The following is a 14,012-nucleotide window of genomic DNA, read 5'->3' on the forward strand; positions in this document are numbered from 1 at the left end:
GTGGCTTAGGGCGAAACGCACGGCCGGCCGGAGAACCCGACGGCCGCCCCGCAGGACGACCGCCGCACAAGGAACCGCGCGTTTCGTGATCGGCGCGGATCAGAGGCTGGCGAAGGTCTTGCCTTCGTTCGCCAGGCGCTCCAGCAGCGGTGCCGGCTCCCACTGGGCACCGCCTAAGGTGTCGTGGAAACGTTTGACCGTGTCGAAGATCTCTTTCACGCCCACCTGGTCGGCCCAGAACATAGGACCGCCGCGGTAGGCGGGGAAGCCATAGCCGTAGATCCAGACGATATCCACATCCAGGGCTCGGGCGGCGATGCCTTCGTCCAGGATCTTGGCGCCTTCGTTGATCATCACGTACATGCAGCGCTCAAGGATTTCCTGATCGCTGATCTCGCGTGGCTCGATGCCCTGCTCCTTACGGAACTCGGCGATCAGCTCGTCCACGTCGGGATCGGGAATCGGCTTGCGGCTGCCTTCTTCATAGAGGTAAGTGCCGGCCTGGGTCTTTTGACCCAGACGGCCCTGCTCGGCGAGCTTGTCCATCCAGCTGGGCGGAATGTCCTCACCCGCCTTGCGGCGCTCCTCGCGAATGCGGTAGCCCACGTCGATGCCCGCCAGGTCGGACATGGCGAACTGCCCCATGGGGAAGCCAAGGTCGGTCAGGACCTTATCCACCTGCTGCGGCGAGGCGCCTTCGTTGACCAGCTTAATCGCTTCGGCACCACGCTGGTGCAGCATGCGGTTGCCGACGAAGCCGTAGCAGTTGCCCACCAGCACGCCGACTTTCTTGATGCGCTTGGCCACCGCCATCACGGTCGCCTTGACGTCGTCGGCGGTCTGGTTGCCGCACACGTTTTCCAGCAGCTTCATGACGTTGGCCGGACTGAAGAAGTGCATGCCCACCACGTCCTGCGGGCGCGTGGTGGCGGAGGCAATCTCGTCGATGTCCAGGGTGGAGGTGTTGGAAGCCAGAATGGCGCCCGGCTTACAGACCTTGTCGAGCGTGCCGAAAATGTCCTTCTTCACGCCCATGTTCTCGAACACCGCCTCGATCACCAGGTCCACGTCGGCAAAGTCGTCATAGGCCAGGGTCGGCTGGATCAGCGCCATACGCTCTTCCACCTGTTCCTGGGTGATGCGGCCCTTCTTCGCGGTGTTCTCGTAGTTGCGGCGGATGATGGCCAGGCCTTTATCCAGCGCTTCCTGCTTCACTTCCAGCAGGCGCACCGGGATGCCGACGTTGGCGAAGTTCATGGCGATGCCGCCGCCCATGGTGCCGGCGCCGATGATGCCCACGCTGTTCACGTCGCGCACCGGGGTGTCCTTGGACAGCCCCGGCACCTTGGAGACTTCACGCTCGGCAAAGAAGGCGTGAACCAGACCGGCGCGCTGCGGCGATTCCATGCATTCCATGAACAGCTCGCGCTCGCGCTTCATGCCCTCGGCGAACGGCAGCTGGAACGCGGCTTCCACGGCGTCCACACATTTGAACGGGGAAAACAGGCCGCGCGCTTTCTTCTGCAGACCGGCACGGTACTGGTCGAAGATGTCGCTGCCCTTTTCGGCATCGACCTTATCGGTCAGCTCACGGACCCGGCGCACCGGCTTGCCGTCGTCGATGACCTTTTGGGCGAACGCCAGGCCCACGGCCTTCGCGTCGCTACCGGATTCCACCGCATCGACAATGCCGTTGGCCAACGCGTCGGCGGCGGAGGCGAAATTGCCGGTGGTGATCATGTCCAGGGACACCTGCGCCCCGGCCACGCGCGGCAGACGCTGCGTACCACCGGCGCCGGGCAGCAGACCCAGCTTCACTTCCGGCAGGCCCACCTTGGCGCTGTCCAGGGCCACGCGATAGTGACAACCCAGCGCCATTTCCAGACCGCCACCCAGGGCGGTGCCGTGGATGGCGGCGACAACCGGCTTGTCGCTGTTCTCAAAGGCGTCCACCACCGACGGCAGCCCCGGCTCCTGCATCGGCTTGCCGAACTCGCGGATATCCGCACCGGCGATGAAGGTGCGACCTTCGCAGACCAGCAGCAGCGCCTTCGCCTCGGCGTCCGCCTGGCCCTGTTCCAGGGCGCCCAGCAGACCGGAGCGTACGGCATGACCGAGGGCGTTGACCGGCGGATAGTTCACGGTGATGACGCCAACGGCGCCTTCGCGTTGATAGGTGACGACCTCTGACATAGCGTTCTCCTTATACTTGTCTAAACGCTTTTATATGGAATGCAGTTTTATTAAGCGAAATCTAAAAACGTTTTAAACCATTTTGGGCGTCTGTTTCAACCGCAAATTGAGACACAGCGTCGAATGACGGATCAGGAAAACCGGTTTGGAGAAGCGTAGACGAGGCGTCGGCGGAATCGGTGTCGCGGAAAAGCCCGTTTCCGAGCCGTCCGCAGGGCGGCCCGGGGCTTGGCCGGGCCGCAATTCGAGGAATGTCAGACACAAAAAAACCGCAGGCCGGAACCTGCGGTTTTCGTTGGCTCGACGAAGAAGCGGACTTAGACGCCCAGCGCCTCGATGTCACTGGCCAGCATCGCCAGCTGGTGGGCGATGGACTCGCGCAGTTTCTCGCCGGAGATCAGGTAGGACGGCGCGGCGCAGGTCAGAACCATGGTGGTTCCGTCTTCCAGGTGCACCGGCACGCCGGCAGAATTGATGTTGCGGTCCCACTCGCCCAGGGACAGACAGAAACCGGACGTGCGGTATTCTTCCATGGCCCGCTCCAGGCCCTCCTTCTTCTCCGGCCACTGGTCGCCGTATTTCTTGGCCATGCCGTCCATCAGGATCTTGCGGCCGCTCTCGCTGATCGCAGCGCAGTAGGCGCGACCGGCGGAGGTGGTCGCCATGGGCAGGCGCAGGCCGATTTCCATGCGCAGCAGCGTGGCTTCCGGCGGCATGCGGTTTTCCACATAGATCATGTGCAGGCGGTCGTGGCAGGTCAGGCCCACGGACATGTTGGTGCGGCGGGCGAACTCGTCCATGTAGGGCTTGGCCAGCTGACGCACCTTGAGGTTGGAGACGTAGGCGTAACCCAGCGCCAGAACGCCGGAGCTGAGCTGGTACTTCTCCAGCACCGGGTTGTAGCTCAGGTAACCCAGCTTGGTCAGGGTGTAGGTCATCCGGGATACGGTCGGCTTGGGCAGGCTGGTGATGCGGGCAATGTCCTGGTTGCCGAGAATCACCGAGCCCTGGCTGAAGGCGCGCAGCACGTCCAGGCCACGGGACAGTGCCTCGACGAACTTGCGGTCTTTTTCCGGTGCTTCGGTTTTCCCTTCCCCGCTGGCCAGGGCCAGATCGGATTCGATTTTCTGTTTTGCTGTCATAGATTGCCTAGTGTTTCCCACAGCCGATGCCCTGACGTTCGACGGTGTGGTCGCTTCCACTGACCAACCGCTCTGCAGACGTTGAACGCCGCGTCGCTACGGTGACCCACTTGCTCCATTCGCTGAAATTTTCTTCATTTTACGGTGACTCGGCACCGAGTACCACCGAGATCAATCAAAATATGTGCCAAACTTGAAACAGACTTTCTTTTTGTCTCATGGCTATTTCGCCAACGCCCGGAATACCCTTGACCGCACCTTAGTTCATGGCTCGATATTTTAACATGCGAAATATGTAGTAAATTGAAAAAGCCGCCCACGGCGGCCTAACGCAGCCACTGACAGCCCCACAGCAGCGCCAGCATCAGCGGTATCGAAACCAGCGCGAACAGGCCGTTCCAGCCGAAAGCCACCACCCACCGGGACAGCTTGCCGAACCGCGACAGCAGCATCACCGAAGGCCCGAACGGCGACAGCATCATCGCCAGGGAGAACCCGACCACCAGGGACACCGCCACCAGCAGCGGGTCAAGTCCGGTCAACACCAGCTGCGACAAGAGTCCGGACAGGAAGCTCAGCACCGTGATCGGCGCAATGCCGACCGACGCGCACAGCGGCAGGATCAGGACACCGGCGGCCACCAGCATGACATCGCTGGCACGACCCTCCAGCCACTGGGACAGCAGCTCCGGCGGCACCTGGGCCGACAGGGCCACGCCGAGTCCCGCCGACGCCGCGAAGATCGCAATCTCGTTATAGAGCCCGGCGATGCTGCCACTCCATTCCGTTGCGGCCCGGGACACGGCGCCATCGCTGCGCCAGAGATAGACGAAGGTCACCGCCGGGACCGACAACATCGCCGCCCGGGACACATTCAGCGGCGTCAGCCAGACCAGCGCTGCCATCAACCCGAACACCACCGCAACCAGCGCCAGCAGGCGCCCGGTGCCCGCCGGCCAGCCGTCCAGGGTTGTGCGCTCGGCGCTGACCCGACGGAAACGCCGGAATTCGAGCGCCCAGCCCACCAGCAGGAACAGCACCGCGGCCGCCGCACTGTAGGGCAGCATCTGACTCCAGCTCAGGGACGGTACTTCCCGCGTGATGATGGCCACGGCCACGCTGGTGGGGGCCACCAGGGGCACCAGCGCAAAGCCGCGCAAGGTGCTGCTCAACACGCTGCGCAGCCAGCGCAAACGGGACTCGCCGCTGATGCCGCGTTGATCGAGGGTGTCGGAGAGCGCCCCGCAGAGCAGGTTCATGACACCGAAATTGAGCACCGACGCCACCCCACAGCTGGTGGCCACGTACTTGGGGTAGAGCCACAGCGAGCGCCCCCGCAGCAGGACATCGTGAACCCGCCGCAGCACCTCGAACCGCTTTACCAGACACTGCATCGTGCCCAGGCTGCCCAGAAACGCGCCGTAGAAGGCCGCCGCCGAGGCCGCATCGGCCAACTGCGCCGCCGTCAGGCGTCCCGCCAGCACCAGGCCCGCCAGCGTCAGCACGGACACGGACATCAAATAGCGTGCATAGCCTTCCAGCTGTGGCAGCCGGACCAGGAAATACACCAGGAACGCGCCGCCGGACACCAGACTGAGCGGGCGCCACCCGCTGAGCAACGACAGGAGTTCGCAGACCACCGCGAACGGGAGGGCCAGACGGGTCATGACGCCTCGTTAGGGGCCGCTGGCACTGGTTGCATTTGCACAATCCCCCGATTAATCTTGTTTTAATTATTCAAAACTAAATTCCGCTTAACGAAACTATAGAAACATTTCCAACAACACAAGTCTCACTTCAGCTGCCCAAACCGGCCGCTGCGACGTGAGACCCACAAGAATCCGGGAGATGCCATGTCCGCCTACATTTACGATGGTCTGAGAACCCCCTTCGGCCGCCACGCCGGCGCCCTCGCCCGGGTCCGCCCCGACGACCTGCTGGCCAGCGTCATCCAGGCCGTGGTCGAACGGAACGATTTCAACAAGGCGCTGTATGAAGACGTCATCGCCGGCTGCACCAACCAGGCCGGCGAGGACGCCCGCAACCTGGCCCGCCACGCAGGCCTGATGGCCGGTCTGCCGGTCGAGGCCGGCGGCCTTACCGTCAATCGCCTGTGCGGTTCCGGACTGGCGGCCATCATCGACGCCGCGCGGGCCGTGCGCTGCGGTGAGGGTGAGCTGTTTGTCGCCGGCGGCGCGGAGAGCATGAGCCGGGCACCGTTCGTAATGGCCAAGAGCGAGTCCCCGTTCAGCCGGGATTTCCGCGCCTTCGACAGCACCATCGGCGCGCGCTTCCCCAACCCGCGTGTGGAAAGCGCGTTCGGCAACGACACCATGCCGCAGACGGCGGACAACATCGCCCGCGAGCTGGAGCTGTCCCGGGACGCGGTGGACCGCTTCGCCGCCCAGAGCCAGGCGCGCTATGACGCGGCCCTCAAGGACGGGTTCTACGACGAGGAAATCCTGCCCATCGAGGTGCCCCAGGGCCGCAAGAAGCCGCCGGTTGCGGTGGCCCGGGACGAGCATCCGCGCCCCCAGTCCGACCTGGAAGCCTTGGCCGGGCTGCGCACCCTGTTCGACGGCGGTGTGGTGACCGCCGGCAACGCTTCCGGTGTCAACGACGGCGCGGCGGCGCTGATCGTCGGGTCGCGGGAAGCCGGCGAGAAAGCCGGCGTGCAGCCCCGGGCGCGCATCGTCTCCGCGGCCATCGCCGGGGTGTCGCCGCACGTCATGGGATACGGGCCGGTACCCGCCAGCGAGAAGGCCCTGGCCCGCGCCGGCCTGGGTATCGCCGACATGGACGTGATCGAGATCAACGAGGCCTTCGCCGCCCAGGTGCTGGGCTGCACCACCAGACTGGGCATCGATCCCACCGACTCGCGCCTCAACCCCAATGGCGGCGCCATCGCCGTGGGTCATCCGCTGGGGGCATCCGGCGCGCGCATTGCCCTCACCGCCACGCGCCAGCTGGAGCGCAGCGGCGGCCGCTACGCCCTGATCAGTATGTGCATTGGCGTCGGCCAGGGGATCGCCGCCGTGATCGAGCGCGTAACGGACTGATTGAGGCCGCCGACTGTCGCTCCCGCCAACATCGTGGTAGAACCGGTCTTTTCAGCAGAGAAGACCGGCATGACCCGCACTCTCCATAAACAGCCCCGCTTCCAGCTTCGTCTTGTATCCGGCAAGGATGTGGTCATCGGTCCGGGCAAGGCGGACCTGCTGGAGGCGGTGGGCCGCACCGGATCGATAGCCTCGGCCACCCGCGAGATGAAGCTGAGCTACAAGAAAGCCTGGCAACTGATCCACACCATGAACCAGCATTTCCGGGAACCGGTGATCACGACCGCCACCGGCGGCAGCCGGCATGGCGGCGCCGAGCTGACCGATCTCGGCCGTCAGGTGCTGGCGCAATTTCGCGCCCTGGAAGCCCGCATGGCCCCGGAAGCCACCCCCGAAGCCCAGGCCCTGATGACCCTGCTGGCAGACGACCCGGATCAATAGGCACCGGTTGGCGCCTTGTCGATCAGCCGCTATAGTGATTCCGTTATTTCCATTTATACATAACGGTAGCCATCATGCTCTTTCGTGCTCTTCTCCTGTCACTGGCCGGCCTGCTGTTCGCCGGTTCCAGCACCGCAGCCCCCCGTATCAACGTCTACGCCGCCGCGTCCCTGACCGACGCCATGGACGCGGTGGCCGAGACCTACGAGGCGGACCATGACGCCGACGTCGTGCCGGTCTATGCCTCGTCGTCCACCCTGGCCCGCCAGGTCGCCAACGGCGCCCCGGCGGATCTGTACTTCTCCGCCAACGAAAAGTGGATGGACTGGCTCGCCGACCAGGGCGTGACGCTCAACCAGCGCGCTGACCTGCTGCAGAACCGGCTGTCGCTGATCGCCCCGAAAGACAGTGCGACGCAGGCGTTCACCCCCGGCGCCGGTGCACCGATCGCCAGCCTGCTCAAACCCGGCGAGCGGGTCGCGGTGGGCGATCCGGATCACGTGCCCGCCGGTATCTACGCCAAACAGGCGCTTCAGACCCTGGGCGAGTGGGACGACCTGCAGGCCCGCCTGGCCCGGGGCGATAACGTGCGTGCGGCACTGGCCCTGGTCGAGCGCGACGAAACGCCGCTGGGCATCGTCTACCAGACCGACGCCAAAGCCAGTGACGCAGTGCGCCAGTTGGGCCTGTTCCCGGAGTCCAGCCACAAGACCATCACCTACCCGGCGGCGCTGATCGGTCCGCCCCACAGCGACGCTGTGGATAACTTCCGCCGCTGGCTGGCCGGACCGGAGGCCATGGCCATCTTCCAGCGCTTCGGCTTCTCGCCCCTGGCGGCCGAGCACTGATCACCATGCTGACGCCCGCCGAATGGGACGCCATCCGCATCAGCCTGCAGGTGGCCGGCAGCGCCCTGGCCTGGATCCTGGTCCCGGGGATTGCCCTCGCCTGGCTGATGGCGCGCCGCACCTTTCCGGGCAAGGCGCTGCTCGACGGGCTGTTGCACCTGCCGCTGGTGCTGCCACCGGTGGTGGTGGGTTACCTGCTGCTGGTGGCCCTGGGCCGACGCGGGTTCCTGGGGCAATGGCTGGACAGCACCTTCGGCATTCAGCTGCCGTTCACCTGGCAGGGCGCGGCCTTGGCCGCCGGCGTCATGGCATTTCCGCTGCTGGTGCGTTCGGTGCGGCTGTCGCTGGAAGCGGTGGACACCCAGCTCGAAGCCGCCGCCAGTACCCTCGGCGCCGGCCGCTGGCGCGTGCTGTTCACCATCACACTGCCGCTGACCCTGCCCGGGCTGCTAACCGGCTCCGTGCTGGCTTTCGCCCGCGCCCTGTCGGAGTTCGGCGCCACCATCACCTTCGCCGCCAACATTCCGGGCGCGACCCGCACCCTGCCGCTGGCGCTCTACACCCTGATCCAGACGCCGGGGGCCGAGAGCGCCGCGGCGCGGCTGTGCGTGCTGTCCATCGTCATTGCCATGGTGTCGCTGATCGCCTCGGAATGGCTGGCACGCCGGGCCCGCCGCCGCCTGAGAGGACGCGATGACTGACGCCCACCCGATGAAGGAAGCCGCACCGCTGGAATTACAGGTCGATCATCGCCAGGGGGACTTCCGGCTGCGCGCCGAGCTGACGCTGCCCGGTTCCGGCGTCACCGCCCTGTTCGGTGTCTCCGGCAGCGGCAAGACCAGCCTGCTGCGCCTGATCGCCGGCCTGGACAAGCCCGAGAGCGGCGCGATCCGCCTGGGCGATGACACCCTGGTGGATCGCAGCGCGGGCGTGTTTGTGCCCCCACATCGCCGCCGGCTGGGCGTGGTGTTCCAGGAAGCCCGCCTGTTCCCCCACTACCGTGTGCGCGGCAACCTCACCTACGGCATGCCCCGGCCGGACGCCGCGCGTTTCGGCGACATTGTCGACCTGCTCGGCATCGCTCAACTGCTGGATCGCTTCCCCGCCACCCTGTCCGGCGGCGAAGCGCGTCGGGTGGCCATCGGCCGCGCCCTGCTCAGCAACCCACGCCTGCTGCTGATGGACGAACCCCTGACCGGCCTGGATGGCGCCCGCAAGCAGGAGCTGCTGCACTTCATCCTGCGCCTGGCCCGGGACATCGACATTCCCATTGTCTACGTCAGTCACGATCCGGAAGAGCTGACCGCCATCGCCGATCATCTGGTGCTGATGGATGCCGGACGCGTGGTGGCGGACGGCCCGTTGGACGACCTGCTGATGCGCTTCGACCTGACCCGTTATCTGGGTGGGTTCGACGCCGCGTCGGTGCTCGATGCCCGGGTGGACGTTCAGGACACCGCCTACGGCCTGACGCAGCTCGCGCTCGACGACGGCCAGCTTCTCACCATCCCCGCGGTCGAGGCCGGGCTCGGCGAGCGCCTGCGCTTGCGCATCCCGGTGCGGGACGTAGCCCTGGCGCTGGCACCGCAGACCGGCTCGTCCTACCGCAACCAGCTGCAGGCGCGCATCACCGACACCGCCACCCTGCCTGACAGCCCCGCCGCCATTGAAGTACGGCTGCAGGTGGGCGAGCAGGCGCTGCGAGCGAGGCTGACACGGAAATCCTTCGAGGAGATGGCACTGGCCCCGGGGCAGACCGTGACGGCACTGGTGAAGACAGTGGCGTTTGCGTTACGGCGCTGAGCGCTGCGGAAGACCATCAATCTAGCAGACGCTTTGGCTTCCAAGCCGTCCTCCGGACGGCCGGATGCCCCGTAACGCGACTCAACACGCGGGGCGCCAACGGCGCCTCAGAAGCTTAAGCTTCTGCTAAATTGCCCCGACGATCCCCACCGGCACCCACAAAAAAGCCCCGGAGCAAACGCGCCGGGGCAATGGGCAAAACGACGGAGTAACTGAGATAAATCAGAAGGCGGGCCGGTCGAGCCGGCCCCTTTCTCTATCCGCGGTCGACTGATCAGAAGGACATCTTGGCCGACGCCATAACCTGCTCATACTGCTGGCTGCCGTCGGTGGCGATCTCGCCAAAGTCCCAGTAGGCGTATTCCACGCCCAGCTCCAGGTTCTTGTGGGCCTGCCAGATCAGGTTGACGTGGGCCGAGGTACTGGAATCGAAGTAACTCAGCGTACCGGACGGCGAGAACGCCAGGTCGTCGACAATCTCGGTGTGTGACCCCACGACGCTGGAGCGCCAGGTCGGCGTCCAGAAATGACGGTACGCCACGGTGGCGCCGTAAACGTTCAGCGCGTCCACTTCACCCGCCGCCTGGGCGCCCAGGTCCACGTCCGGGTAGGTGAACAGACCCATGTAGCGGCCCAGCGCACCGTAGCTGTACTGCATGCGCAGGTCGTCCTTGCCGAAGGTCGGGATGCGCGCGCTCAACGCCACGGCACCGGCCAGATCCTCGTCGTCCGCGTCATCGTCTTCCAGGTTACGCAGCAGGCCGGTAATGGAGTAGATACCGTACTTTGAGCGCAGCTGGTAGCGGGCGGTCAGGTCCGGATAGGACTGGTCGTCATAGGAGGTGGTGCCGAAGCCGTCTTCCGGGTTTTCCAGCGCCACACTGAACTTGCCGCCCGGCGCCGCCATGTTGTAACGGATCAGGGGCTGGGTGACATAGAGGAACGCCGCCATCTTGCCCTGGTTCAGGATTTCCGGCAGCGCCGCCAGGTCGGAGAAGGTGGTGTAGGTCTGACCGAATTCCCAGCCATTCCAGTTACCGTAGGCCTGACGCAGACGCGGGGCGTAGCTGTTGGACACCACCTCGTTGCCATCGGAGTCGTCGGCCTGGTTGAAGTCCATCTCCAGGTAGGTGCGCAGGGTGTGACCGGCCACATCGGCGGTCTGGGTACCGAAGCTGAAGCGCGACTCCCGGGCGGAGAAACCGGTTTTCCACTCGTTGCTGCCGGAGTTGGCCGCCGCGGCGAAGTTACGGGGCAGACCGACCGAGTAGGTGTTGACCGTGCCATCACCGCCGGACCCGAAGAACGCATCGGCCTTGATGAAGCCGCCGAAGGAAATGGTGGTATCACCGATCTTCAGACCATCGCCCTCGCGCAGGATATAGGGTTCGTCCTCACGCAGTTCGGGGGCGGACGACACAGCGCCCTGCAGGGTGTTTTCCAACTGCTCCACGCGCTGGCGCAGCTGTTCCATTTCTTCGTCCTGGGAATCCTGGGCGGCCGCCGTGGTGGCCATGGCCGCCAGCAGAGGGAAGGTTGCCAGGGTAACGGCACGGGTGAGGGGATGTGCTCGGAATGAGCCCATTTTTGTTGTCATTGCAAACCTCGTCTCTTGTTGTTGTATCGCTGGAAGTTGCAGACCGCCTTGCTCTGACGCCTTGAGACGCCGTTTGGGTCGGCGCGTCCTCCCGGGTGCTTGGTTGTTGTTTTTAGAGCGCCGGTTCGATCACTGCTCGTCCGTGAGTTTCGCTATGCGGTACTTTTTGCATTTTCAGTTCCGCTAAGCAATACCGGCTTCCGTGTTTTCGAATATAGACAAAGCACTTTCCATCCTCAACCTTTTAAAACCAAATTTTGCCCAGCAACGTGCTTTTTCTGTAAAAGATCATGATCTGGGCAATTGACAGGCCAAACCCCTTCATTCATCCTTACCTTAATTCTGCTATGCGGTATCTGTTTTCGCATTAATGCAAAACCGGTCTCGCAATGAATCTCGACGCCACGAGCTCAATGAGAGCCCTCAGCTCGATGAGAGCCTCAAAGGGGCTCAAAAGGGTTCAAAAAAGTCTCAACAACAAGAGAACGCACCGAGAGGTTGATCGATGAACATGAACTACACGGCCGATGAGCTGGCCTTCCGGGACGACGTCCGGACCTTCCTCGAGGAAAAACTGCCGGCGGACATCGCTGCCAAGGTGAAGCAGGGGCGCCGCATGAGCCGCGCCGACCACGAGCGCTGGCAACAGATCCTGGTCAAGCAGGGCTGGTACGCCACTCACTGGCCGGAAGAATACGGCGGTGTGAAATGGACGGCTGTGCAGAAACACATCTGGGACGAAGAGTCCTGCCGCTACGGCGCGCCCCGCTCGATCCCCTTCGGCGTGAACATGGTGGCGCCGGTGATCATCAAGTTCGGCAGTGAAGAACAGAAGCAGCACTACCTGCCGCGCATCCTCAGCGGCGAGCACTGGTGGTGCCAGGGCTACTCCGAGCCCGGCTCCGGCTCCGATCTGGCGTCCCTGAAGACCCGCGCGGTGCGCGACGGCGATCACTACATCGTCAACGGCCAGAAGACCTGGACCACCCTGGGCCAGCACGCCAACATGATTTTCTGCCTGGTGCGCACCAACACCGAGGTGAAAGCCCAGGAAGGCATCTCCTTCCTGCTGATCGACATGGACACCCCGGGCGTGACCGTGCGCCCGATCATCACCCTGGACGGCGAGCACGAGGTCAACGAAGTCTTCTTCGACGACGTCAAAGTGCCTGTGGACAACCTCGTGGGTGAAGAAGACAAGGGCTGGACCTACGCCAAGTACCTGCTCACCTACGAACGTACCGGCCTGGCCGGCATCGGCGCTTCCAAGGCGGCACTGAGCCACCTCAAGGCCATCGCCGGCCGCCAGCAGAAGAACGGTCGCCCGCTGATCGAGGACCCGACCTTCGCGCAACGCATCGCCCAGGTGGAGATCGACCTGATGGCTGCCTCCATCAGCAACCTGCGCATCATCGCCTCGGTTGAAGGCGGCGGCGTGCCGGGTGCCGAGAGTTCCATGCTGAAAGTCCGCGGTACCGAGATCCGCCAGACCATCACCGACCTGTCCCGCCGTGCCCTGGGGCCCTACGCCCAGCCGTTCGTGGAAGAGGAGCTGGATCTGGCCTACGAGGGCGAGCACCTGTCCGACGAGGACGGCGCCGCGCTGTCACCGCAGTACTTCAACATGCGCAAGCTGTCGATCTTCGGCGGATCCAACGAGATCCAGAAGAACATTGTCACCAAGATGATTCTCGGACTGTAAGGAGGCACCCATGGACTTCAATCTGAATGAAGAGCAGCAGATGCTGCAGGACACCGTGGCGCGCCTGGTCCGCGGTGAGTACGAATTCGAAAAGCGCCTGAAATTCAGCGAAAGCGAACAGGGCTACAGCGAGGACTTCTGGAAACAGCTGGGTGAGCTGGGCCTGTGCGCCGTGCCCTTCCCGGAAGAGCTGGGTGGCTTCGGCGGCTCCGGCGTGGACGTACAGTCGGTGATGACCGAGCTGGGTCGCGGCCTGTGCCTGGAACCGTACATGCAGACGGTAGTGCTGGCCGGGGGCCTGATCAGTCAGGCGGGCAACGACAACCAGAAGGAAGACTGGCTGAGCCGCATCGCCACCGGCGAACTGAAAATCGCCGTGGGCCTGGACGAACCCCAGAGCCACTACAACCTGAACGACGTCGAGACCCGCGCCGAGAAGTCTGGCGACGGCTATGTCCTGAACGGTCGCAAAGGTGTACTGATCGGCGGCCACGCGGCTGACCTGATCCTGGTTTCGGCCCGCACCGGCGGCGACAGCCGCGACGACAGCGGCGTGTCCCTGTTCGCCGTCGATCCCAACGCCGAGGGCGTGGAACGCCGGGTCTACCCGACCATGGACGGCGCCAAGGGCTGTGACGTGTTCCTAAACAACGTACAGGTGGGCGCCGATGCGTTGATCGGTGCCGAGGGCCAGGCCGGTCCCGTGATCCAGTACCAGGCCGGCCGTGCCGTGGCCGCGCTCTGCGCCGAAGCGGTGGGCGCGATGGAAGAGTCGATCAAGCTCACTCTTGAATACCTCAAGACGCGCAAACAGTTCGGCGTACCCATCGGCAAGTTCCAGGTGCTGCAGCATCGCATGGTCGATATGAGCTCGGAGCTGGAACAGGCCCGCTCCATGTCGATCCTGGCCGCCAGCGTGGCCAACGACGACGCCAGCGACGAGCGCGACCGCATCCTGGCCGCCGCCAAGAACGTGACCGGCCGCGCCGGTCAGTTCATCGCCGAACAGGCGATCCAGCTGCACGGCGGCATCGGCATGACCTGGGAATACAGCCTGGCCCACTACGCCAAGCGTCTGATCATGATCAATCACCAGTTCGGTGACGACGATCACCACCTGGAGCGTTACGCGGGCCTGCTGGAAGCCTCGTAAACGCCAAACCGTTCTCTGTGCGAGGAGCTGGGTCTCCGGTGCCTGTTCTGCCCGAAGGGCGCCAATCCCCTTGG

Annotated in this window: 11 protein-coding genes; 7 read left to right on the forward strand and 4 right to left on the reverse strand. The window is 64.4% G+C overall.

Going from position 1 to position 14,012, the window contains the following annotated elements; all coding sequences use genetic code 11:
• Window positions 1-99: 99 nt before the first annotated feature.
• The 3 genes from GQB00_RS12220 to GQB00_RS12230 all read right to left on the reverse strand — a co-directional run bounded on the left by GQB00_RS12220 (window position 100) and on the right by GQB00_RS12230 (window position 5,002).
• Window positions 100-2,193, reverse strand: a complete 2,094-nt coding sequence (locus tag GQB00_RS12220; protein ID WP_165856408.1) for a 3-hydroxyacyl-CoA dehydrogenase NAD-binding domain-containing protein — start codon at window positions 2,191-2,193, stop codon at window positions 100-102.
• A 317-nt stretch (window positions 2,194-2,510) separates the two neighbouring features.
• The gene (locus GQB00_RS12225) at window positions 2,511-3,335 is read right to left on the reverse strand and encodes an IclR family transcriptional regulator (protein ID WP_111493324.1); all 825 of its coding nucleotides are present in this window, start codon (window positions 3,333-3,335) and stop codon (window positions 2,511-2,513) included.
• A 326-nt stretch (window positions 3,336-3,661) separates the two neighbouring features.
• Entirely contained in the window at window positions 3,662-5,002 is a 1,341-nt protein-coding gene (locus GQB00_RS12230; RefSeq protein WP_111493322.1) for a hypothetical protein, read from the reverse strand.
• Between the two features lie 186 nt (window positions 5,003-5,188).
• Here GQB00_RS12230 and GQB00_RS12235 point away from each other — a divergent pair, with 186 nt between their 5' ends.
• From GQB00_RS12235 to modC, 5 genes are all read left to right on the forward strand, one after another.
• A complete protein-coding gene (locus GQB00_RS12235; protein ID WP_165856409.1) occupies window positions 5,189-6,394 on the forward strand; it encodes a 3-oxoadipyl-CoA thiolase in 1,206 nt (401 codons plus the stop codon).
• Window positions 6,395-6,463: 69 nt separating this feature from the next.
• Complete coding sequence (locus GQB00_RS12240; RefSeq protein WP_111493318.1) at window positions 6,464-6,835, forward strand: winged helix-turn-helix domain-containing protein; 372 nt, start codon at window positions 6,464-6,466, stop codon at window positions 6,833-6,835.
• A 74-nt stretch (window positions 6,836-6,909) separates the two neighbouring features.
• Entirely contained in the window at window positions 6,910-7,683 is a 774-nt protein-coding gene (gene modA, locus GQB00_RS12245; RefSeq protein WP_165856410.1) for a molybdate ABC transporter substrate-binding protein, read from the forward strand.
• A 5-nt stretch (window positions 7,684-7,688) separates the two neighbouring features.
• A complete protein-coding gene (gene modB / locus GQB00_RS12250) occupies window positions 7,689-8,384 on the forward strand; it encodes a molybdate ABC transporter permease subunit (RefSeq protein ID WP_165856411.1) in 696 nt (231 codons plus the stop codon).
• Window positions 8,377-9,486, forward strand: coding sequence for a molybdenum ABC transporter ATP-binding protein (gene modC / locus GQB00_RS12255; RefSeq protein ID WP_207950678.1), 1,110 nt, complete (start codon window positions 8,377-8,379; stop codon window positions 9,484-9,486). Before modB ends, modC begins: the two co-directional genes overlap by 8 nt.
• A gap of 274 nt (window positions 9,487-9,760) precedes the next feature.
• Here modC and GQB00_RS12260 read toward each other — a convergent pair whose 3' ends face one another.
• A complete protein-coding gene (locus tag GQB00_RS12260; protein WP_228160477.1) occupies window positions 9,761-11,071 on the reverse strand; it encodes a DcaP family trimeric outer membrane transporter in 1,311 nt (436 codons plus the stop codon).
• 517 nt (window positions 11,072-11,588) lie between these two features.
• Between GQB00_RS12260 and GQB00_RS12265 the strand changes: the two genes are divergently transcribed.
• Together GQB00_RS12265 and GQB00_RS12270 are read left to right on the forward strand one after the other, a co-directional pair.
• Window positions 11,589-12,785: an acyl-CoA dehydrogenase family protein gene (locus GQB00_RS12265; RefSeq protein WP_165856412.1), complete on the forward strand. Its 1,197-nt coding sequence runs from the start codon at window positions 11,589-11,591 to the stop codon at window positions 12,783-12,785.
• Between the two features lie 10 nt (window positions 12,786-12,795).
• Complete coding sequence (locus GQB00_RS12270; protein ID WP_165856413.1) at window positions 12,796-13,938, forward strand: acyl-CoA dehydrogenase family protein; 1,143 nt, start codon at window positions 12,796-12,798, stop codon at window positions 13,936-13,938.
• Window positions 13,939-14,012 lie beyond the last annotated feature (74 nt).

This window comes from Marinobacter sp. JSM 1782161 (assembly GCF_011421605.1).
GTDB classification, from domain to species: Bacteria; Pseudomonadota; Gammaproteobacteria; order Pseudomonadales; family Oleiphilaceae; genus Marinobacter_A; species Marinobacter_A bohaiensis.

Coding starts and splice junctions, on each gene's coding strand:
- GQB00_RS12230 (WP_111493322.1), bottom strand. CDS start 5,002: ATGACCCGTCTGGCCCTCCCGTTCGCGGTGGTCTGCGAACTCCTGTCG.
- modC (WP_207950678.1), top strand. CDS start 8,377: ATGACTGACGCCCACCCGATGAAGGAAGCCGCACCGCTGGAATTACAG.
- GQB00_RS12235 (WP_165856409.1), top strand. CDS start 5,189: ATGTCCGCCTACATTTACGATGGTCTGAGAACCCCCTTCGGCCGCCAC.
- GQB00_RS12270 (WP_165856413.1), top strand. CDS start 12,796: ATGGACTTCAATCTGAATGAAGAGCAGCAGATGCTGCAGGACACCGTG.
- modB (WP_165856411.1), top strand. CDS start 7,689: ATGCTGACGCCCGCCGAATGGGACGCCATCCGCATCAGCCTGCAGGTG.
- GQB00_RS12260 (WP_228160477.1), bottom strand. CDS start 11,071: ATGGGCTCATTCCGAGCACATCCCCTCACCCGTGCCGTTACCCTGGCA.
- GQB00_RS12225 (WP_111493324.1), bottom strand. CDS start 3,335: ATGACAGCAAAACAGAAAATCGAATCCGATCTGGCCCTGGCCAGCGGG.
- GQB00_RS12265 (WP_165856412.1), top strand. CDS start 11,589: ATGAACATGAACTACACGGCCGATGAGCTGGCCTTCCGGGACGACGTC.
- modA (WP_165856410.1), top strand. CDS start 6,910: ATGCTCTTTCGTGCTCTTCTCCTGTCACTGGCCGGCCTGCTGTTCGCC.
- GQB00_RS12240 (WP_111493318.1), top strand. CDS start 6,464: ATGACCCGCACTCTCCATAAACAGCCCCGCTTCCAGCTTCGTCTTGTA.
- GQB00_RS12220 (WP_165856408.1), bottom strand. CDS start 2,193: ATGTCAGAGGTCGTCACCTATCAACGCGAAGGCGCCGTTGGCGTCATC.